The sequence below is a fragment of the Curvibacter sp. PAE-UM genome (assembly GCF_001432305.1).
In the GTDB taxonomy this organism is placed as follows: Bacteria; Pseudomonadota; Gammaproteobacteria; order Burkholderiales; family Burkholderiaceae_C; genus Hylemonella.
This window is the reverse complement of sequence record NZ_KQ483358.1, coordinates 1,329,518-1,348,826: the sequence shown is the minus strand read 5'-3', so window position 1 is coordinate 1,348,826 and position 19,309 is coordinate 1,329,518. Positions and strand designations below refer to the sequence as shown.

At 66.1% G+C, this 19,309-nt stretch carries 22 protein-coding genes; 7 read left to right on the top strand and 15 right to left on the bottom strand.

Annotated features, from left to right (window positions below; all coding sequences use genetic code 11):
• Window positions 1-74: 74 nt before the first annotated feature.
• Window positions 75-962, bottom strand: coding sequence for a class I SAM-dependent methyltransferase (locus AO057_RS06600; protein WP_057674881.1), 888 nt, complete (start codon window positions 960-962; stop codon window positions 75-77).
• A 61-nt stretch (window positions 963-1,023) separates the two neighbouring features.
• Between AO057_RS06600 and AO057_RS06595 the strand changes: the two genes are divergently transcribed.
• Window positions 1,024-1,719, top strand: a complete 696-nt coding sequence (locus tag AO057_RS06595; protein WP_371258280.1) for a ComF family protein — start codon at window positions 1,024-1,026, stop codon at window positions 1,717-1,719.
• A gap of 7 nt (window positions 1,720-1,726) precedes the next feature.
• Here AO057_RS06595 and AO057_RS06590 read toward each other — a convergent pair whose 3' ends face one another.
• Entirely contained in the window at window positions 1,727-2,113 is a 387-nt protein-coding gene (locus tag AO057_RS06590; RefSeq protein WP_057674879.1) for a hypothetical protein, read from the bottom strand.
• Window positions 2,114-2,193: 80 nt separating this feature from the next.
• On the opposite strand from AO057_RS06590, the gene trmL reads away from it, so the two are divergent.
• Entirely contained in the window at window positions 2,194-2,661 is a 468-nt protein-coding gene (gene trmL / locus AO057_RS06585; RefSeq protein WP_057674878.1) for a tRNA (uridine(34)/cytosine(34)/5-carboxymethylaminomethyluridine(34)-2'-O)-methyltransferase TrmL, read from the top strand.
• A gap of 6 nt (window positions 2,662-2,667) precedes the next feature.
• On the opposite strand, the gene AO057_RS06580 is transcribed toward trmL, so the two are convergent.
• A complete protein-coding gene (locus AO057_RS06580; protein ID WP_057674877.1) occupies window positions 2,668-3,123 on the bottom strand; it encodes a MaoC family dehydratase in 456 nt (151 codons plus the stop codon).
• Between the two features lie 63 nt (window positions 3,124-3,186).
• Entirely contained in the window at window positions 3,187-3,801 is a 615-nt protein-coding gene (locus tag AO057_RS06575) for a ParA family protein (protein WP_057674876.1), read from the bottom strand.
• Between the two features lie 187 nt (window positions 3,802-3,988).
• Here AO057_RS06575 and AO057_RS06570 point away from each other — a divergent pair, with 187 nt between their 5' ends.
• Complete coding sequence (locus tag AO057_RS06570; RefSeq protein WP_057674875.1) at window positions 3,989-4,972, top strand: Bug family tripartite tricarboxylate transporter substrate binding protein; 984 nt, start codon at window positions 3,989-3,991, stop codon at window positions 4,970-4,972.
• A 46-nt stretch (window positions 4,973-5,018) separates the two neighbouring features.
• Complete coding sequence (locus tag AO057_RS06565; protein ID WP_057674874.1) at window positions 5,019-5,888, top strand: fumarylacetoacetate hydrolase family protein; 870 nt, start codon at window positions 5,019-5,021, stop codon at window positions 5,886-5,888.
• 16 nt (window positions 5,889-5,904) lie between these two features.
• Here AO057_RS06565 and AO057_RS06560 read toward each other — a convergent pair whose 3' ends face one another.
• Window positions 5,905-6,762: a dioxygenase family protein gene (locus tag AO057_RS06560; protein WP_057674873.1), complete on the bottom strand. Its 858-nt coding sequence runs from the start codon at window positions 6,760-6,762 to the stop codon at window positions 5,905-5,907.
• Between the two features lie 101 nt (window positions 6,763-6,863).
• Between AO057_RS06560 and kefC the strand changes: the two genes are divergently transcribed.
• Window positions 6,864-8,702, top strand: coding sequence for a glutathione-regulated potassium-efflux system protein KefC (gene kefC / locus AO057_RS06555; RefSeq protein ID WP_057674872.1), 1,839 nt, complete (start codon window positions 6,864-6,866; stop codon window positions 8,700-8,702).
• A 3-nt stretch (window positions 8,703-8,705) separates the two neighbouring features.
• On the opposite strand, the gene AO057_RS06550 is transcribed toward kefC, so the two are convergent.
• The 10 genes from AO057_RS06550 to AO057_RS06505 all read right to left on the bottom strand — a co-directional run bounded on the left by AO057_RS06550 (window position 8,706) and on the right by AO057_RS06505 (window position 16,577).
• On the bottom strand, window positions 8,706-9,461 hold the full coding sequence (locus AO057_RS06550) for a sulfite exporter TauE/SafE family protein (protein ID WP_057674871.1): 756 nt from the start codon (window positions 9,459-9,461) through the stop codon (window positions 8,706-8,708).
• A gap of 128 nt (window positions 9,462-9,589) precedes the next feature.
• A complete protein-coding gene (locus AO057_RS06545; protein WP_057674870.1) occupies window positions 9,590-10,174 on the bottom strand; it encodes a malonic semialdehyde reductase in 585 nt (194 codons plus the stop codon).
• A 103-nt stretch (window positions 10,175-10,277) separates the two neighbouring features.
• Window positions 10,278-11,282 (bottom strand): Bug family tripartite tricarboxylate transporter substrate binding protein, encoded by a 1,005-nt coding sequence (locus AO057_RS06540; protein ID WP_057674869.1) that lies wholly within the window; start codon window positions 11,280-11,282, stop codon window positions 10,278-10,280.
• 40 nt (window positions 11,283-11,322) lie between these two features.
• Window positions 11,323-11,940 carry a nuclear transport factor 2 family protein gene (locus AO057_RS06535; protein WP_057674868.1) on the bottom strand — a complete coding sequence of 206 codons (618 nt, stop codon included), beginning with the start codon at window positions 11,938-11,940 and terminating at the stop codon, window positions 11,323-11,325.
• A gap of 31 nt (window positions 11,941-11,971) precedes the next feature.
• Window positions 11,972-12,274, bottom strand: a complete 303-nt coding sequence (locus AO057_RS06530) for a Dabb family protein (RefSeq protein WP_240480742.1) — start codon at window positions 12,272-12,274, stop codon at window positions 11,972-11,974.
• A gap of 13 nt (window positions 12,275-12,287) precedes the next feature.
• Complete coding sequence (locus tag AO057_RS06525; protein WP_057674867.1) at window positions 12,288-12,593, bottom strand: YciI family protein; 306 nt, start codon at window positions 12,591-12,593, stop codon at window positions 12,288-12,290.
• Window positions 12,594-12,605: 12 nt separating this feature from the next.
• A complete protein-coding gene (locus AO057_RS06520) occupies window positions 12,606-13,925 on the bottom strand; it encodes a TRAP transporter large permease (protein ID WP_057674866.1) in 1,320 nt (439 codons plus the stop codon).
• The gene (locus AO057_RS06515) at window positions 13,918-14,523 is read right to left on the bottom strand and encodes a TRAP transporter small permease subunit (RefSeq protein ID WP_057674865.1); all 606 of its coding nucleotides are present in this window, start codon (window positions 14,521-14,523) and stop codon (window positions 13,918-13,920) included. Before AO057_RS06515 ends, AO057_RS06520 begins: the two co-directional genes overlap by 8 nt.
• Before the next feature lie 71 nt (window positions 14,524-14,594).
• Entirely contained in the window at window positions 14,595-15,686 is a 1,092-nt protein-coding gene (locus tag AO057_RS06510) for a C4-dicarboxylate TRAP transporter substrate-binding protein (protein WP_057674864.1), read from the bottom strand.
• A 60-nt stretch (window positions 15,687-15,746) separates the two neighbouring features.
• Entirely contained in the window at window positions 15,747-16,577 is an 831-nt protein-coding gene (locus AO057_RS06505) for an intradiol ring-cleavage dioxygenase (protein WP_057674863.1), read from the bottom strand.
• A gap of 116 nt (window positions 16,578-16,693) precedes the next feature.
• On the opposite strand from AO057_RS06505, the gene AO057_RS06500 reads away from it, so the two are divergent.
• Together AO057_RS06500 and AO057_RS06495 are read left to right on the top strand one after the other, a co-directional pair.
• Entirely contained in the window at window positions 16,694-17,623 is a 930-nt protein-coding gene (locus tag AO057_RS06500) for a LysR family transcriptional regulator (RefSeq protein ID WP_057674862.1), read from the top strand.
• Window positions 17,624-17,636: 13 nt separating this feature from the next.
• Window positions 17,637-19,286: an FAD-dependent oxidoreductase gene (locus AO057_RS06495; RefSeq protein ID WP_240480741.1), complete on the top strand. Its 1,650-nt coding sequence runs from the start codon at window positions 17,637-17,639 to the stop codon at window positions 19,284-19,286.
• Window positions 19,287-19,309: the final 23 nt, after the last annotated feature.

Sequence of the window (19,309 nt, the reverse complement as noted above, 5' to 3'; positions counted from 1 at the left end):
CGCTTATTGTAGCCCAGCACTTTTGGGCCTCTGCCCGGCTGATATACGGGTTGACCCTAGGATTGACGCCACTCTCAAGGGCGTTGGCGACGCAGCGTGGCGCGCATCTCGTCCAGGCTGAGCGTGGTCTCGGCGGCCACCGCCAGACGCCGCTGCGGCCTGAAGGCGTGGCCATAGATGATCTCGAACGTCAGCTTGAGCCGCCCCTCGTGCACTGGATCGGCCAGCTGGCGCAAGGCCGCATGCAATTGATCACGCCAGGCACGCCCGCGCAAGCCAGCCGGCCGTGCCGGGTGAAGGTTGCGGCCGAGCTCGCGCAACTCCTGCAGCAGGCGCTGCGGCGTCTCGAAGGTCAGTTCGATACGCTCCATGTCCATCACCGGCTCGGCAAAACCCGCCGCCACCAGCATGTCGCCCCAGTCATGCATGTCGGTGAACTCATGCGCCGGCGCCGGCCAGCCCAGCGACTGGTACAGCGTGCGCAACTCGCGCAGGGTGTCGGGGCCGAAGCAGGAAAACATCAGGAAGCCATCGACCGCCAGCGCCTCGTGCCAGTGCTGGATCAGGGCCTGCGGATCGGCCGCCATGTGCAGCGACATATTGGCCCAGAGCAGTTCGGCCGGCGCCGCTGCGGGCGCCGGGCCAAGCGCCTCACGCCAGCGCGCCGGGTGCCACCAGGGCCGGGCCGCCACGCGCAGGGCCAACGATTTTTCCTGCGCAAGGGCTGCGCTGACCAGCGCCTGTGCGCCGGTATAACGACGCGCCAACAGGGCCTGCGCCTGCAAGCCGCCGCGCACCGGCTCCCAGTGCAGCCAGCGCTGCGGCTGGCGCACGATCCAGTCCAGCCGCTGCTCCATGCGACGCGCCACCTCCTCGTGCAGCCAGGCGGAAGCGGTTTGCGGCCGCTGTGCCCAGCGTGCGGCGGCGGCCGGATCGATGGTGGGGGGACGGTGGTCGGTCATGAGCGAAGCTGGCGAGTATATTGATTCCCCTCGCCTGCATTGGCCCCGCCCGCAAGTGCCCCTGTTCCACGCCCTGCTCGACCGGCTGACCACCGCCCTGCCCAGCCAGTGCGCGGTCTGCCACGCCTGGCCGGCACAAGCCCTGTGCGAAGCCTGCGTGGCGCGCTTTGCCCAGCCCCGTCCGCGCTGCCGCAGCTGCGCCCTGCCGGTGCCGCACGGCGTGGAACGCTGCGGCGCATGCATCAAGCAAACCCCGCCCCTGGACCTCTGTTTGGCCGCTGTGGCTTATGAATACCCCTGGAGCGGCCTGATCGCCCGCTACAAGTTCGGCGCCAGCCCGGGCTGGTCGCAGGCACTGGCCCTGCTGATGCGCAGCACACCCTGGGCCGAACCGGCGTTGGACGCCGCGGATCTGGTGCTGCCCATGCCGCTGTCGTCCGAACGGCTGCGCCAGCGAGGTTTCAACCAGGCGCTGGAACTGGCCCGCCATCTGGCGCCAGACAAGACCCGAACCGATGTACTGCTGCGGTTGCATGACACACCGGCGCAAAGCACCCTGCCGCGCGCCGCCCGTCTGCGCAATGTGCAGGGTGCTTTCGGGGTGGCCGCCGGTCAGGCAGCGCGGCTGCGGGAACGACGCATCCTGCTGATCGACGACGTGATGACCAGCGGAGCCTCGCTCCATACGGCCGCACAGGCCCTGCGGGCCGCCGGAGCGGCGCACATCACGGGCCTCGTGCTGGCCAGAACCGAGTGAGCAGGCCCTAGTGCACGGTTTCGATGACCAGGCGGTGGTAGCGCTCGGCCAGGACAAACGGCACGTGGTGAATGGCCTGGGACACATGTTCGGCCGTCTGGCTGTCCGGCGTCGGCAGGATCAGGAACGTCGCCCCGGCCCGGGCGGCATCCAGAAAGGACTGCACGGTCGTCAGGCTGCTCCCCAGGTTCGCGATGAAGCCCGCCTCATGCAGATTCTTCTCGGCGAAATCCGCCATCTCCTGCGGCGACAGCTCCAGGGCCTCCACCCGGCCCAACGCTTCCAGCTCGTGCACGACCTGATGCGCGTCCTGCGGCTGCTGAAACGCCACCACCATATGGCCCGTCGGAAAAAAAGCGCCGAAGTCTTTGTGCAGCTGTTCCAGGGATTTCATGGCTCGTCTCCAGTGGGATGACACTTCATTCTAGGAAGACATCAGCGATTTACCAGTCCAACGCAAGGGAGAATGGAGGGATGTTCCACATCGTCCTGGTCCACCCCGAGATCCCGCCCAACACAGGCAACGTCATCCGCCTGAGCGCCAACACGGGCTGCACCCTGCACCTGATCGAGCCCTTGGGCTTTTCCATGGAAGACCGGCTGATGCGCCGCGCCGGCCTGGACTATCACGAATACGCCGAACTGCACCGCCATGCGAGCTGGGACGCCTTCCTGGCCGACGAGCAGCCGCGGCCAGATCGGATGTTTGCACTCACCACGCGTGGCACGCGCTTTGTCCACGACGTGACCTTCCAGCCCGGGGACTGGTTGGTCTTCGGTTCGGAAACCAGCGGCCTGCCCGACGGTGTGCGTGCCGCCTTCGCGCCGGCACAGCAGCTCAGGCTGCCCATGCGGGCGGGTCAGCGCAGCCTCAACCTCTCCAACGCGGTGGCGGTAACCGTCTTCGAGGCCTGGCGGCAGAACGGATTTGCGGCGGAGTAAGCCGTCTCAGGGATAACGCCGCGCAATCGACTCGGCCACGCAGACCGGCTTGGCCGCGCCTTCACGCTCGATGGTCACTTCCCAGTTCATCTGCAGGCCGTTGTTGTCGATCGGCTCGCAGGCCAGCAGTTTCATGCGCGCGCGCAGGCGGCTGCCCACGGGTACCGGCGCCATGAAACGCACGCGGTTGAGGCCGTAGTTCACCCCCATGCGCGACTCGACGATCTCCATGGTGCTTTCGAAGAACCTCGGTAGCAGGGACAGCGTGAGGAAACCGTGCGCGATCGGCCCGCCGAAGGGCCCGGCCTTGGCCTTTTCGACATCGACGTGGATCCACTGGTGATCGCCCGTGGCCTGGGCGAACTGGTTGACCTGCTCCTGCGTGATGGTGAGCCAGTCGCTGACTGCGACCTCCTGGCCCACCAGCGCGGGAAACTCCTTGAGGGACTGGAAGGTTTTCATGCCACCGAATGTAGCGGCCTGCCGGGCCGACCGGCTGTCAAGCCGGCGACCCATCCGGAGATTTCAGGCGTCCAGCCAGCGGCACAGGCCCTGCCACTGATCCAGGTCCTTCTCCACGCGGCTGGGCGCCACGTCGAACAGGGTCAGGCCATGGGCCGCGAGGTGGATGTAGTTCTGCGTGTCGCGCAGATAGGCCAGCACCGGCACGCCCAGCGCGTCAACGAAGGCGCGCAGCTTGTCGGCCGAAATGGTGCGCCCGTCCACCCGCATGCCGACGATGCCGACCTGCATGCCTGCATGGTAGTTGGCCTTGATCTGGTCCAGGAAGGCACGGGTGGCGAAGATGTCGAACACGCTGGGCTGCAACGGCACGATGACCTTGTCGGCATGGCGCAGCACGTCCTTCATGCGCCCGCCCTCCAGCCCGGCCGGGGTATCGAGCACCACATGGGTGGTTCCCTTGGGCAGCTTGGCCAGCTTGTCCTCGCCCACGTCCCAGCTCACGATCGGTCGCGCCGTGGCCGGCCTCAGGCCCAGCCACAGCCGCGAGGACTGCTGGCGATCGGCGTCGCCCAGCATCACGCTGTGGCCCTTGCTGGCGTAATAACCCGCAATATTGGTGGAGAGGGTGGACTTTCCGACCCCCCCCTTGGGATTGGCAACCACGACGACCGGCATCACGCGCTCCTTGTAGTCTGACCCGGTGCCATATTAGCCCATGCAAGCGGGCCCGAAGCCGGCGCCTGCGGCAGGCTCTGCCTCTCAGGACTAACCCTAGGCATCCATCCGCTGGGCCACTCCGACCGATAAGATGGTCCGCGTGAAATTCAGGTCACGGCGACCGCCCACCCACCGGAGACAAACCATGGCACTCAGGTACAGGTATGCGCTGCAAGGCATGGGCTTGCTGCTGGGCAGTTTCTGCCTGCTGGCTGCAGGCCCCGCATCCGCCCAGGCCGACTGGCCCAAGGCCAGGCCCGTGACCATCACCGTCGGCTTCGGGCCTGGCGCCTTCACCGATGTCATTGCGCGCGTGGTGGCGCAAAAACTCGGCGAGACCACGGGCGGGACTTTCACCGTGGAAAACAAGCCCGGGGCTGGCGGCAACATCGCCACCGGCCAGGTCAAGCGCGCGGCCCCCGACGGCTACACGATCCTGGTGCACAGCGTGGCCTATGCCGTCAATCCCTCGCTCTACCCCAACGCCGGCTACGACGCCCTGAAGGACTTCGTGCCGCTGGCGCTCGGCCCGCGCACGCCCAACATCATCACCGTCCACCCCGCCACGCCGGCGAAGGACCTGAAGGAGTTGATCGAGCTGGCGCGCAGGGAAAAGCTGAGCTACGCCTCCTCCGGCATCGGCACCACCACCCATCTCTCGATCGAGCGACTCAAGACCGCTGCCAAGGTGGACATCACCCACGTGCCCTACCAGCCGGCCCAGGCCATCGCCGCCGTGGTGGCCGGCCACGCCCCCATGTCGTCCACCTCCATGCCGCCGGCCGTGCCGCAGATCAAGGCCGGCAAGGTGCGCGCCATTGCCGTCACCAGCGCCAAACGCTCGGCCCTGCTGCCTGATGTGCCCTCGGTCACCGAATTCGGTTATGCCGACTTCGACGACTACACCTGGGTCGGTTTCTTCCTGCCGGCTGGTACGCCGCAGGCCCTGGTGGACCGCATCAATGCCGAGATCAACAAGGCCATGGAACTGCCGGAGTCGAAGGAAAAATTCGTCAGCCTGGGCATGGAGTCGACCCGCAACAGCTCGACCGAGTTCGGCAGCTTCCTGCGTGCTGAAGTCGACAAATGGGCGGGTGTGGTCAAGAGCACGGGAGCCAAGGTGGAATAAAGTCGGCAGCAGGAAATTTTCATTCCATCCCCAGAGGAAGACCCCCATGAGATTGTTCAGTTTCGCGGCGCAAGGCCAGGCCCGCATCGGCGTGCTCAAAAGCGCCGGTGCCCAGGAATTCATCGACCTGTCCGTGGCCGCACCCGGCCTGCCGACTGACATGGGCGCCCTGATCGCCCAGCCCGGCGGCCTGGAAGCCGCCCGCCAGGCCGCAGCCCAGGCGCCCGCTGCCGCCGTCAGGCCCATGGCCGGCGTGCGTTTCCTGCCCGTGGTGCCGCGCCCCGGCAAGATCGTCTGCCTCGGGCTCAACTACGCCGACCACGCCAAGGAAGGCGGGCATGCCCGCCCCGAGTACCCGAGCTTCTTCATGCGCGGAGCCACCTCCATGACCGGCCACCAGGAGCCCATCATCCGGCCCAGGGCTTCCACCAAGCTGGACTACGAAGCCGAACTCGCCGTCGTCGTCGGCAAGAAGGCACGTCACCTCACCAAGGCGAACGCCCTGGAATGTGTGGCGGGTTATTCCTGCTTCAACGACGGCAGCATCCGTGACTACCAGCGCAAGACCAACCAGTGGACCATCGGCAAGAACTTCGACGGCAGCGGCCCCTTCGGCCCCTGGCTGGTGACACCGGATGAGCTGCCGCCCGGCGCCGCCGGCCTGCGCATCCAGTCGCGCCTGAACGGCAAGGTCATGCAGGATGCCAACACAAAAGATTTCCTCTGGGACGTGGTCGAATCGCTGTGCATCATCACCGAGTGCATGACCCTGGAGCCGGGCGACGTGATCATCACCGGCACCCCGGCCGGCGTGGGTTATGCGCGCACGCCGCCGGTCTGGATGGCGCCGGGTGATATCTGCGAGATCGAGATCGAGGGCATCGGCATCCTGTCGAACCCGATCGCCGACGAGTGAGCCCGGGTGAAGGCCGCTAAGCCGTGGCGGCCAGCGTCACCGGGAAGTCCACCACCTGGTAGCTGCCGGAGAGCTGGTACTTCGCCAACACGGCGGGGTCGCTCTCGGGCTTGAAGTCCATCACCAGCGACTCGCGCACGCCGAACACGGCATCCTGGCTCACGTAGGGATCGGCCTGGTTGAACAGCTCGGTCACCAGCGTGCGGTAGCCTGGTGCTTCCACGATGACATGGAAATGCGCCGGACGCCAGGCATCGCGATGCGCCACGCGCAGCAGATCCCCGACCGGTCCATCGGTCGGCACCTTATAGGGCGTGGGTTGGATGGTGAGCAGCTCGAAGCTGCCATCGGCCAGCACCTTGATCTGGCAGCGCAGGTTGTCCTGCGGCTGCGTGGTGTCGATCTGCCAGTACAGGCCGTTGTCGGCGTTCTGCCAGAAGTCCACCGTCGCACTGGCAATCGGCTGGCCCTGCGTGTCGGTCACGCGGCCGCGCAGCAGCACCGGCCGGCCCGGATTGTCCTTGACCAGGTTGGCGCCACTCTCCATCCAGGGTGAACCACGGGTATGGAAGGGGCCGAGCACGCTGCCTTCGGTCGCCCCGGGCCTGGAGGCCAGCAGGTCGACCAGGGAGGACAGGCCCAGCACGTCCGACAGCAGCGTGAACTCGCTGCGCGAGGGGCTGCTGATCTCGCCCGAACGCAGCAGGAAAGCCAGCGCTGCCTGCCATTCGGCATGGCTCAGCCCGGTTTCCCTGGCATAACCGTGCACATGACTCACCAGCCGCTCGATCAGATAACGCAGGCGCGCATCGTCGATTTTCTCGAAAGTCTGCGTCACCGATGCGGTGATGTTGTCCTTGTTGATGTTGCGCATGTCTGCCTCCTCTGGGGTTTCTTGATGCTAATCGATGACACGTCTGCCCCTGTGCTAGCGTAAGGCCTGCCCACCCTGTTTCCTTCGGCCCAAGGCACACCATGGAACACGCCCCCAGCTGGCTCAGCCACACCTTCATCTACCTCTGTGCGGCCGTGATCGCTGTGCCCTTGAGCAAATACCTGGGTCTGGGCGCCATCATCGGCTACCTCGGGGCCGGCCTGATCATCGGCCCCTGGGGCCTGGGCCTGGTCAGCGAGGTGCAGGACGTGCTGCATTTCGCCGAGTTCGGCGTGGTGCTCATGCTCTTCCTGATCGGGCTGGAGCTGGAGCCGCGCCGGCTCTGGAGCCTGCGCCGGCCCATCTTCGGCTGGGGCAGCGCCCAGGTGCTGGCCTGCGCCGCCGCCCTCTTCCTGGGGCTCTATGCGCTGGGCCTGTTCTTCCCCACCCAGCTGGGCGGCTGGAAGACGCCGCTGGTGGCCGCCCTGGGCCTGGCACTGTCCTCCACCGCCATCGCCCTGCAGGTCATGGGCGAGCGCAATCTGCTGCCCACGCCGGGCGGCCAGGCCGGTTTTTCCATCCTGCTGTTCCAGGACGTGGCGGCCATCCCCATCCTGGCGCTGCTGCCCCTGCTGGGCGCCGAGCCGGGCCAGTCCAATGGCGACTTCCGCTGGGGCGAGTTGCTGAAGATCGTGGGCGTCATCGGGGCCATCGTGCTCGGCGGCCGCCTGCTGCTGCGCCCCCTGCTGCGCTGGATCGCGCGCAGCCGCACGCCCGAGATCTTCACGGCCGCCGCCCTGCTGCTGGTGGTGGGTATCGCCGGGCTGATGCAGCAGGTGGGCCTGTCCATGGGCCTGGGCGCCTTCCTGGCCGGTGTGCTGCTGGCCGAGAGCGAATACCGGCGCGAGCTGGAAACCGACATCGAACCCTTCAAGGGCCTGCTGCTGGGCCTGTTTTTCATCGCCGTGGGCATGAGCATCGACCTCTCGGTGCTGCGCGCCTCACCCGGGCTGATGCTGGCGCTGCTGGCCGGTTTCATGGTCATCAAGCTCGTGCTGATCCTGGCCATGCTGCGTTTCATGCAGGTGCCGCTGCAGGAGCGCCCGGTCATCACGCTGCTGCTGGCGCAGGGTGGCGAGTTTGCCTTCGTGGTGTTCCAGACGGCCTTTGGCGCGGGCGTGATGAGCGCGCAGACGACCTCGCTGCTGATCGGCGCGGTGGCCCTGTCCATGCTGCTCAGCCCCCTCTTGCTGGTGGCCGTGGACAAGCTGCTGGCGCCGCGCCTGGCCGCGGCCGGTGGCGCCAAGCCGGACGAAATCTCGGAACCGCAGGAGGCGCCGGTGCTGATCGCCGGTTTCGGCCGTTACGGCCAGATCGTGGCGCGTGTCATGCTGGCCCAGGGCATCCCCAGCACGGTGCTGGACCACGACGCCGACATGATCGAGGCAGCGCGCAGCTTCGGCTACCGTGTGCACTACGGCGACGCCACGCGCCTGGACCTGCTGCGCATCGCCGGCGCCGCCAGCGCCCGGGTGCTGGTGGTGGCGGTGGACGACAAGGAGCAGTCGCTCAAGATCGTGGACCTGGTGCGAGAGCATTTCCCCGGCCTGCAGATCGTGGCGCGTGCGCGCGACGTGACGCACTGGCACGAACTGCGCGAACGCGGCGTGCAGCTCGTGCAGCGCGAACTCTTCGAGTCCAGCCTGCGCAGCGCACGCAGCGTGCTGGAACTGCTGGGCCATACCCACGAGCAGGCGCGCGCCTTCGCCTGGCGCTTCCGCCAGCACAACCTGGAGCTGTTCGAGAAGATGCACCCGCATTACAAGGACCGCCAGCAGCTGATCGCCGTGGTGAAGCAGGGGCGGCAGCAGCTGGAAGAGCAGATGGCGCAGGAGCGCGCCGAACGCGAGCGCAGCCAGGCCGAGGCGAAAAATCCTTGACCTTCAGTGGAAGGCGTCCCAGACCAGCTTGGTGCCGGTCAGCAGCAGCCCCAGATAGATCAGCCGGTAGAACAGCTTGGGATCGATGCGCCGCGCCATGCGCACGCCGATCCATACCCCCACCGGCGCCAGCGGCAGCAACATGATGGAGGTGGCCAGGTTGCGCCAGTCCAGCAGGCCCAGCCAGGCATACGGCGCCCATTTGGCCAGGTTGATGAAAAAGAAGAACCAGGACAGCGTGGCCGCAAAGACCAGCGGGCTCAGTTTGAGCGGCAGCACGTAGGCGGTGATGGGCGGGCCGCCCGCATGGGCCACAAAACTCGTGAAACCACCCGCGGTGACCAGCACGCCACCCAACCAGCGCGGCGGCGGCACGCTGTCGGCGTGCGGCGGAAACAGCAGGCGCTGGGCCAGGAATAGCAGCGTGAGCACGCCCACAACGCCGGCCACGACCGGGGCCGCCAACAGCTTGAAGAGCAAGGCGCCGATCAGCGTGCCCAGCAGGCCGAAGGGAATCATGAACTTGAGCAGGGCCTTGTCGAAGTCCTTGCGCAGGGCGGTGATCCCGAAGAGATCGATGAGCAGCAGCACCGGCATCAGGATGGCCGCGGCCTGGGGCACCGTGACGGTCAGTGCCATCAGCGGCACCGCCAGCGAACCGAAGCCCGCACCAAAACCGCTCTTGCTGACGCCCAGCAGCAGCACGGCCGGCACCGACACAAGATAGAAGTAGGGATCGGTGATGGGCAGGAAGTTCACGGTGCGGCCAGCAGAAATGAAAACCCTCCCTGGCAGGGAGGGTCAAACAGCATGTCCCAAGTGTAGCCGCCCCCTCCCCTGGAAGGGGAGGGGTGAGCGTCAGTGCAGCCCTAAGGCTTGTACCGTGCTCAGAGCACGGTACAAGCTTGCTCGAAGGACAGACGCGGATTGCGCTTGAATTCCTTGCTGTGGTCGGCAAAACCCAGGTTGATCAGGAAGTTGGTGGCGTAGCGACCATCGGGGAAGAACTCGGCGTTCACCTTGGCGATGTCGAAGCCGCTCATGGGACCGCAGTCCAGGCCCACGGCGCGCGCGGCGATGATGAAGTAGGCGCCCCCCAGCGTGCCGTTGCGGGTAGCCGTGTTGGTGGCCAGGGTGGCATTGCCCTCGAAGTTCTCCTTGGCACCGGCACCGTGCCAGACCTGCGGCATGTGCTCGTAGAACCTGGTGTCGGTGGCCACGATCACGGTCACCGGGGCGGCCATGGTCTTGTCCAGGTTGCCGGGGCTCAGCGCCGGCTTGAGGCGTGCGCGGGCTTCGGGCGAGTTCAGGAACACATAACGCGTGGGCTGGGTGTTCATGGAGGTCGGCGCCATCCTGGCGATGTCATAGGCTTCCTGCAGCAGGGCCAGCGGCACCGGCTTGTCGAGAAAGCCGTTGGCCGTGCGGGCATTGAAGAAGAGCTGGTCGAGGGCGGCTTGGTCGATTTTCATGGTGAGGGTGTTTCAGTCGGAAAAAAGAATTATCCGGCGTCGCTGCAAACGACGCCGGGTTGGGGGTTTAGAGCCTGCTTGCACTCATTTTTCAAGTGCAAACCTAACCAGCCTTGATGCCGATCTCGCGCACCAGCCTGGTCCAGCGCTCCACGTCGCGCTTCACCAGCGCACGCGTCTGCTCGGTGTTCAGGGCCAGCGGCTTGCCACCGGCCTTGCGGAAGGTCTCCTGCAGTTCGGGCTGCGCGATCACCTTGGCGAGTTCGCTGCGCAGGCGCTCCTGCACGTCGGCGGGTGTCTTGCTTGGCACGAAGTAACCGAACCAGGACTCCAGGTCGAGCTGGGCCACGCCGCTCTCGGTGATGGTGGGCACGTCCGGGTGCATGGGGTTGCGCTCCGCCCCGGACAGCGCCAGCGGCTTGATCTTGCCGCCCTCGATCTGCGCGCGTGCGGTGGACGACAGGTCAAAGAACAGGTCCACGCGACCACCCAGCATGTCCATATAGGCCGCCTGGGCGCCGCGGTAAGGGACGTGCACCACGTTCACGCCGGCCAGGTGCCAGAGTGCGGCGGCCAGCACGTGCTGGCCCGAGCCGTTGCCGGCCGAGGCATAGGTGAGCTTGCCCGGGTTGGCCTTGGCATAGGCCACCACGTCCTTGAGCGTATTCAGGGGCAGATCCTGGCGTGCGGTGAGCGTGTAGCTGTAGCTCACGGCCAGGCCCACAGGCTCGAAGTCGCGCAGGCTGTCGTAGGACAGCTTCTCGTACAGGCCCATATTGAGCGCGATGTTGGAGACCGAACCCATCAGCAGGGTGTAGCCGTCGGGCGCGGCCTGGGCCGCGGCTTCGGTGCCCACCAGCGTACCCGAGCCCGTCTTGTTCTCCACCACGACGCCCTGCCCGATCTGTTTGGACAGACGTTCGGCCAGCTGGCGCGCCACGAAGTCGAAACCGCCGCCCGGCGGCTGCGGCACGATCACGCGCAAGGCGCGGTTCGGGTAGGCGCCCTGCGCCCAGGCCAGGGGCGTGAGGCCCAGCAGGGCCGCCGCCGGCAGGGCACGCACGATATCGCGGCGCTTCAGGTGGATGGGGGGCTGGATCTCGCTCATGTCTGTCTCCTCGTTGGGGGTGATACGGATCGAAAATCGTTCAACGTTCGAGGGGGCCGCCCGCCAGCCATCGCGCGCCACGCTTGTAAAGCTCCTCGACCACCGGCCCCTTGAGCATGGGCATGTCCATCTTGACGGTGTAGCCGATGCGGGTCTGGATGTAGGCCAGGTGCCGGTAGCCTTCGGGGAAACCGGCCAGGGCCTGCTGGTCCAGCTTGAGCACGGCCGTGGAGTCCACCGGGTCGATGCGGTCCTTCTCGTAGATGGGCTGGCGGTGGATCAGCTTCCATGCACCGTTGTGCTTCGTCACGAAGTCGTAGAAGCGGCCGGTGCAGACCACATCGCAGAGGACGGGACCGCTCTCGCCCTCGACCATGCCGCGCTGCGAGATCGTCATCTTGGTCTGGGCGATGGCACGGTCCCCTGCGACCTCGACGGCCGAACCGCCCAGGAAGTGCAGGATGCTCACACCCTTGGCCCAGCCCTCCTTCGTGACGCGGATGAACTCGGCAAACGGCCCCTGGAACCAGGTGGCCATCATCACGCCTTCGGGGTGCCAGACGGTGGCGAAGCGCTCCCAGTCGCCGGCATCGCGCCACACGGCCCAGCGCTCCACCATCTGGCGGATCAGCAGTTCATCGTTGAAAGAGTTGCTCATGGTCGTTCCTCGGGAATCAAAAAGAAAAAATTCAGGGCGCGACGTAGTCCACCTGGTGGCGCGCGATACGCAAGTCGGCCACCTCGTTCTTCACACGCAAATGCTCGGGGTGTGAGCCATAGGCGTCGAGCGCGGCCTGGCTCTCGAACTCCGAGTACAGCACCACGTCGCAGGCGTAGTCGATGCGGCTGCTGTCCACGCCGATCTCCAGGTGCAGCAGGCCCGGAATGCGGCCGCGCAGGCTCTCGAAGCTGCGCTGCAGGCGGGCGATGCCTTGCGCCTTCTCGGCCGGCGTGTCGCCGCGCACGTTCCACATCACGATGTGCTTGATCACAAACCGGCTCCGATCATGCGGCGGGCGGGAAACCGGCCTTCTGCGGCCACAGGTTCAAGAAGGCGTGGATGGTGGTGCTGGCGTAGAGCCCGGCTTTCGTGAAAGGCTCCTCGGCCAGCCAGGCGTGCGCCGCATCGCGGCTGGGGAAATCGATCACCAGCAGGCTGCCCAGCATGGTCTTGCCGTCGTCGTGCGTGAAGGGTCCGGCAAAGGCCATACGGTCGGCCACGGCGGCCAGGTAGTCCTTGTGCACGGGGCGCACGCGCTGGCGCATGTCGCCGTGGTCGGGCTTGTCGATCAGGATGAAGGCAAACAGCATTTCAGACTCTCCTTACAAATAGGCCAGCCAGGTGGACAGCTTGGGGAACACCACCAGCAGCACCAGCACGGCAACCATCATCAGCACGAAAGGGAAGGCTCCGGCGAAGATGTCGCGTATCGTGATGCGTGAGTCGTTGAGCGCCGACTTCACGGTGTAGACCGAGACGCCGAAGGGCGGCGTCAGCAGGCCGATCTCCACCGCCACCACGGTGACCACACCGAACCAGACGATGTCCATGCCGAAGGCGCGCGCGATCGGCAGCACGATGGGCAGCATGATGAGCATGATGGAGACCGAGTCGATGATGCAGCCCAGCGCGATGACGATGGCCACATAGGCCGCCAGAAAGCCCCAGGACCCCAGCCCCAGGTGCGTGATGCCCTCGGTCACGGCCGCCGGCATGCCGGTCAGCGCCAGCATGCGGCTGTAGAGCGAAGCGGCGATGATGAGGAACAGCACCGAGACCGAGACGTAACCCGTCTCGGTCAGGACCTTCCACAGCTTGGGCCAATCCAGGCGGCGGCGCACCAGGGCGATCACCAGTGCCCCGGCAGCCCCCATGGCCCCGGCCTCGGTGGGGGTGAACAGCCCGCCGTACAGGCCGCCCAGCACCAGAGTGATGAGGAGCAGGATGGGGATGAACTTGATGGCCGCGCTCCCCGGCGTTTCCTGCGGCTCGTCCACCTGGGCCGCGGTCTGGCCCGGTACCAGGATCATGGCCGGGCGCAGATAGGCCATGCCGACGATCAGAATGGCAAAACCCGTGGCCAACACGATGCCGGGGATCACACCGGCGATGAACATGCGGCCCACCGATTCCTCGGCCAGCACGCCGTAGATGATCATCAGCAGCGAGGGCGGGATCAGCATGCCCAGCACCGAGGACCCCGCCACCACACCCACGGCAAAGCGCGGCGTGTAGCCGTGGCGGATCATCTCGGGCACGGCCACCTTGGTGAAGACCGAGGCCGAGGCGATGGAAATGCCGGTGATGGCGGCGAACACCGCATTGGCGCCCACCGTGGCCAGGCCCAAACCGCCGCGGATGCGCCGTGTCAGCCACTGGAACACGTCGAAGGTGTCGCGCCCCACCCCGCTCACACTCACCAGCATGCCCATGAGCACGAAGAGCGGAATGACGCCGAACAGGTAGTCGCGGATGGCGTCGTTGGCCGCAGCCGCCACAAAACGTGCCGCGACTTCCGGGCTCTTGACGAGCCAGACGCTCAGGAAGGACGTGACGATCAGTGCCACGCCGATGTGCATGCCAAAGTAGATGCCGGCCAGCATCAGCACGATGGCCAGCGCGCCGATATGCAGGTCAGTCATGCGGGCCTCCGCCTTGTGCTTCGAGGCGTTCGCCCTGGGGGCGGCCCGGCGGCTCAAGCCGCGATTCCGAAAAGTCCTGCCACATCAGCAGCGCGTACTGGATCGCGGCCAGCGCTGCGCCGATGCAGACCACCAGCCGCATGGGCCAGATCGGAAAGGAAAACATGCCTTCAATCCCCAGGAACTCGTTGTCACGCCATGCGCGAGCCAGCATGGGCCAGCTGGCATACGCGATCACGGCACAGGCAAAAACGCCTGCCAGAGAAAACAGGGCCCGCAGCCGCTTGCCGGCCCTGGGGCGCGTCTGGACAAAGGGATCGATGAACAGGTCAGCCCGCGACATGCGGCCGTGCCGCAGGGTCGAGGGCAATTGCAGGAACACGATGACGATGATGCTGGTGGCCACCAGCTCGGCCACGCCATCCAGCGGTCGATTGAGCAGGTTGCGCAGCAGGACGTCGGCGCACATCAGCAGCATGACGACCGCAATCACCACCGAGCCGGCGGCATTGAGGCTGTCGATCAGCCGGCCGAACCAGCTGTGAGGCGCGCCAGCCGACGACCCGGACTCCAGGTCCGTGTTGGCTTCATAACTCATGGGATGGTTCCTTCACGCCACCACCCGGTTCGGGCGGTGGCGGATATGACAAGCGGCAGAAAGGGCAGGGCTCAGAGTTCCTTGTCCCAGTCGCGGACCGGCTTGACACCTTGTTTACGCAAGGCTTCCATATAGGCCTTGACCACGTCCCCTGCCGGCCCCTTGGACGCATTGGCCTTGGCCCATTCGGCTGCCAGATTGGGCATGGTCTTGACCCATTTCTCGCGCTCACCGGCGTTCAGACCGGTCACGCGCACCGGCGGATTCTGTGTGGCACCGCGCTCCACCATGGTCTTGAGCGCCCCTTCGTAGCGCTGCATCAGCGTCTCACCCAAGGCCTTGGAATACTCCTTGCCGACCTCCTTGACGATCTTCTGGACTTCGGGCGGCAGCTTGCCATAGCTGTCCTTGTTCATCGCCATGCCCCCGTTGTACAGGGCACCGATGTTGACCGTGGTGATATAGGGCGCCACCTCGTAGATCTTGTTGGGCAGGATGCCGGTCGAAATCGAAATGGTCCCCTCGCTCACGCCACTCTGGATGTCGGTGTAGTAACTCGTCAGCGAGCCGTCCACGGCCACCGCGCCCGACCCCTTGAGCCACAGGCCCACGGAACCGGGGGCTGATATTTTTCTGCCCTTGAGGTCGGCATAGGTGGCAATCGGGTGCTTCGTGAACAGATGGTAGGTATCGACCGCGCTGGCGCCAAGGAACACCAGGTTGTTCTTGTCCCACTCCTTCTGCAGCGCCGGGACTTTTTCGTTCATCTCGTTGGCCACATTCAGGATGATGCGGACATCGTCGGTAGTGAATGGTGTGACGGAGCCGAACTGGCTCAGCGGCATCTTGGCCGCTTCCAGGCTGTGGAAAACCCAGCCGATGTCGGCCACGCCCTGCTCGACGCTGGTGAGCGTGGCGTTCATCTTGTAGAGCTGGCCGCCATAGGCCTCGCGCCACTCGATCTTGTAGCCCTTGCCCAGCGCCGCCACGCGCTTGTTGACCTCGGGCACGAACAATGTGCTCATCAAGCCGACCCAGGGCAGGGTCGTCGGATGGCTGGACGCAATCGTCAGCTTGAACGTCTGGTCGGCCTGGGCCGGCAGCATCACTGCGGCAGCCAGGGTGGCACACAAGGCGCCGTGGATCATCAATCGCTTCTTCATGCTTGTCTCCTTCGGGTTGGGTGGTTTCACACTCTCGGGTTCTTCTCTCTCTCGCAGAACTCATTTTTCCGGATTCAGCACGAAGTCGTATTTCAGGCTGTAGGTGCCGTCGGCTTCCTTGACCCAGTCCGCGATCAGCGTGGAGCGCACACCGAACACGACGTCGGAGTCGAGGTACTGGTCATGGTCGCGAAACACGTGGGTGATCAGGCGCTCGTAGCCCGGCGCCTCGATCATGAAATGCAGGTGCGCCGGCCGCCAGGGATGATTCTTGGTGGCCTTGAGCATGGCGCCGACCGGCCCGTCGCTGGGAATCGGGTAGGCCTCGGCCAGGATGGTCTTGAAATGGAAACGCCCCTGCGCATCGGCATGCAGGATGCCGCGCGCCTGCGGATGCGCCAGGTGTTCGTACTGCACGTCGTAGTTGCCGTCGGCGTCGGCCTGCCAGACGTTGATCAGCGCGTTCGGAATCGGCTCGCCGCCCAGGCCCTTGACCGTGCCGCTCACCAGGCAGGGCTCGCCCTTGGCGCCGTTGGCCACGTCATCGCCCAGCTGGTACTCGGGGGCCTGCTCCAGGAAGAAGGGGCCGAAGACCGTGGGCTCGGTGCAGCCGGCCGGCTTGTCGTTGTTCATGGCCACGGTCAGCATGGACAGGCCCAGGGTGTCGGACAGGAGGATGAACTCCTGGCGCGTGGCGCTGCACATGTGCCCGGTATCGGTCAGGTACTGGATGCCCTTGAACCATTCCTCCTCGGTCAGCCGCACCTCGCGCGCGAAGGCGTGCAAGTGCTGCACCAGACTGGTCATGATCTCCTTGAGTCGCGGATCGGGCGTCCTGGAAAAACGTTCGATCACGGCCTGGGTGATGGTGTCCTCGTTGAGGTTGCGCATACCGGATGTCTCCTGCGGGTTCTTGCTAGCTGAGCAAATGTAAAAGTCCGCGACAATTTGGGAAAGAGCGCTGCCGCAAATGACTTTTCCGCGCAGCGAAAAAACTGGAGACCGGTTTGGACCGTTTTGCCGAAATAGAGCTGTTCGTCCAGGTGGCCGAAACCGGCAGCCTGAGCCGTGCCGCCGAGGCGCTGGGCCTCTCGAACGCCGCCGCCAGCCGCCACCTGCAGGCGCTGGAAGACCGGCTGGGCGCGCGCCTGGTGGAACGCAACACCCGCCGTCTTTTCCTGACCGATACCGGCCAGGAGTTCTTCAGCCGCGCCAAGACCCTGCTGGCGGACCTGAAGGATGCCGAGGACGTGGTGAACGCGCACACGCTCAACCCCACGGGCATGCTGCGCATCAGCGCCTCGCTGTCCTTCTCCATGCAGCACATCGCGCCGCTGCTGCGCGCCTACACCGAGCGCTACCCCAACGTCACCGTGCACGTGGAGGCCGCCAACCGCTACCTGGACATCATCGACAACAACATCGACGTGGCCATCCGCACGCGCGAGTTCGAACCCGACTCCAACATCACCGTGCGCCGCCTGGCGCAGACGCGCCGCATCCTGGTTGCCGCCCCGCGCTACCTGGCCCGCCACGGCCGGCCCAGGACGCTGGAAGAGCTGGCGCAGCACAAGCTGCTGATCTACACCTACGCCAACAACCCCGGCGAACTGCGCTTCACGCGCGATGGCCAGACCACGGCCTTGCACGTCAAGGGCCTGCTCGAATCGAACGACGGCCAGATCCTGCGCGCCGCCGCGCTCGACGGCATGGGCATCCTGGTGCAGCCCACCTACATCGTCTACGACGACATGGTGGCCGGCCGCCTGGTGCCCGTGCTGGACGAGTGGGACCTGCCGCGCCTGACCGTGAACCTGGCCTATCCCAGCCGCAAGCACCTCTCGGCCAAGGTCCGCACCTTCATCGACTTCATGGCCGAGCATTTCATCAAGATGAGCTACGAGCAGAAATGGACCGGGCGCTTCGGCGTCAATTGAACGCATGACCAGCGTGTTGCAAACCGACGTGCTCATCGCCGGCGGCGGCCCCTGCGGCCTGATGCTGGCCAACGAGCTGGGGCGGCGCAACATCCGCTGCCTGCTGGTCGACCCCAAACCCGGCACTGCCTTCAACCCGCAGGCCAATGCCACGCAGGCCCGCACCATGGAACATTTCCGGCGCCTGGGTTTTGCGCAGGAAATCCGCAGCATGGGCCTGCCGCCGGACCACCCCACCGACATCGCCTACCTCACCCGTTTTGCCGGCACCGAGCTGGCCCGCCTGCGGCTGCCCACCGCAGCGGCTGCGCCGCAGGCCATCAAGGCCATGTCCGGTTCGTGGAGCGCCGCCGAGCTGCCGCACCGCGTCTCGCAGAAATTCGTGGAAGTGAAGCTGCGTGAGCAGGTGCAGCGGCTGCCCTCGGTGGACGTGCGCTACGGCTGCTTGCTGAAGTCGTTCGCCGACACCGGACCTCACGTCGAGGCCGTGGTGCAGGCCGTCGATGACGGCGAGCCGGTCGCCGTGCAGGCGACGTACCTCGTGGGCGCCGACGGCGCGCGCAGCTTCGTGCGCAAGCAGCTCGGCATCGCCTGGGGCGGGGACACCGGCTTCAAGCGCAAGTTCATGGGCGGCAAGATGCTCGCGGTGTACCTGAAGGCGCCCGACTTCTACGCCCGCAACGCCAACGACCGGGCCTGGATGTACGTGGTGGTCAACCCGCAGCTGCGCGCCTTCATCATGTCGGTGGATGGTGTGAGCGAATTCGCCTTCCACATCCAGATGGCCGATGACGCCGCCACCGAGGCGCTGACCGAAGCCGACGCGCGGCGCCTGTTCTCGCTGGCCTACGGGCAGGACATCGAAATCGAGATTTTGTCCATGGCCACCTGGCTGGCCGGCCATGCCCTGGTGGCCGAGTCCTTCCAGCGTGGCCGCATTTTCCTCGGCGGCGATGCGGTGCACCTGTTCACGCCCACCGGCGGCCTGGGCTACAACACCGCGGTCGAAGACGCCGTCAACCTGGGCTGGAAACTGGCCGCCGTCCTCAAGCGGCAGGCCCCCGCAGCCTTGCTGGACAGCTACGAACTGGAACGCCGGCCCCTGGCCGTGCGCAACACCGGCTACGCGCGCCAGTTCGCCGACTCGATCGGCCTGTTCGACGCGGCCCCCGAGCTGGAAGACGCCAGTCCCGAAGGCGCGTTGGCACGATCGGCCGCCTCGGACTACCTGAACGGCCACGTGCGCCGCGAGTTCAACATCCCGGGCGTGACCTTCGGCGGTCGTTACGACGGCAGCCCCATCATCGTGGCGGACGGCACGTCTGCGCCACCCGATGCACCGAACACCTACGTGCCCAGCGCCTGCCCGGGCGGGCGGCCGCCGCATGCCTGGCTGACGGACGGGCGCTCGCTCTACGACACCTTCCACTTCGAATGGACGCTGCTGGTGCTGGGCGAGGATGCGCCGGACACCCGCGCCTTCGAGCAGGCCGCGTTGACCCTGGGCCTGGACCTGCGGGTGGTGCCACATGCCGCCGCAGAACTGGCCGCCCTGTATGAAGCACCGCTGGCGCTGATCCGTCCGGACCAGATCGTGGCCTGGCGCGGGCACGAAACCAGCCAGGCGGCAGCCGTGCTGGCACAGGCCACTGCGCAGCGCTGAGGGCTCTAGCGCCGCCCTGTACG

Bases quoted from the DNA above. Each gene is read 5' to 3' on its own strand.
- AO057_RS06600 (WP_057674881.1), bottom strand. From the start codon at position 962: ATGACCGACCACCGTCCCCCCACCATCGATCCGGCCGCCGCCGCACGC.
- AO057_RS06590 (WP_057674879.1), bottom strand. From the start codon at position 2,113: ATGAAATCCCTGGAACAGCTGCACAAAGACTTCGGCGCTTTTTTTCCG.
- trmL (WP_057674878.1), top strand. From the start codon at position 2,194: ATGTTCCACATCGTCCTGGTCCACCCCGAGATCCCGCCCAACACAGGC.
- AO057_RS06580 (WP_057674877.1), bottom strand. From the start codon at position 3,123: ATGAAAACCTTCCAGTCCCTCAAGGAGTTTCCCGCGCTGGTGGGCCAG.
- AO057_RS06575 (WP_057674876.1), bottom strand. From the start codon at position 3,801: ATGCCGGTCGTCGTGGTTGCCAATCCCAAGGGGGGGGTCGGAAAGTCC.
- AO057_RS06570 (WP_057674875.1), top strand. From the start codon at position 3,989: ATGGCACTCAGGTACAGGTATGCGCTGCAAGGCATGGGCTTGCTGCTG.
- AO057_RS06565 (WP_057674874.1), top strand. From the start codon at position 5,019: ATGAGATTGTTCAGTTTCGCGGCGCAAGGCCAGGCCCGCATCGGCGTG.
- AO057_RS06560 (WP_057674873.1), bottom strand. From the start codon at position 6,762: ATGCGCAACATCAACAAGGACAACATCACCGCATCGGTGACGCAGACT.
- kefC (WP_057674872.1), top strand. From the start codon at position 6,864: ATGGAACACGCCCCCAGCTGGCTCAGCCACACCTTCATCTACCTCTGT.
- AO057_RS06545 (WP_057674870.1), bottom strand. From the start codon at position 10,174: ATGAAAATCGACCAAGCCGCCCTCGACCAGCTCTTCTTCAATGCCCGC.
- AO057_RS06540 (WP_057674869.1), bottom strand. From the start codon at position 11,282: ATGAGCGAGATCCAGCCCCCCATCCACCTGAAGCGCCGCGATATCGTG.
- AO057_RS06535 (WP_057674868.1), bottom strand. From the start codon at position 11,940: ATGAGCAACTCTTTCAACGATGAACTGCTGATCCGCCAGATGGTGGAG.
- AO057_RS06525 (WP_057674867.1), bottom strand. From the start codon at position 12,593: ATGCTGTTTGCCTTCATCCTGATCGACAAGCCCGACCACGGCGACATG.
- AO057_RS06520 (WP_057674866.1), bottom strand. From the start codon at position 13,925: ATGACTGACCTGCATATCGGCGCGCTGGCCATCGTGCTGATGCTGGCC.
- AO057_RS06515 (WP_057674865.1), bottom strand. From the start codon at position 14,523: ATGAGTTATGAAGCCAACACGGACCTGGAGTCCGGGTCGTCGGCTGGC.
- AO057_RS06510 (WP_057674864.1), bottom strand. From the start codon at position 15,686: ATGAAGAAGCGATTGATGATCCACGGCGCCTTGTGTGCCACCCTGGCT.
- AO057_RS06505 (WP_057674863.1), bottom strand. From the start codon at position 16,577: ATGCGCAACCTCAACGAGGACACCATCACCCAGGCCGTGATCGAACGT.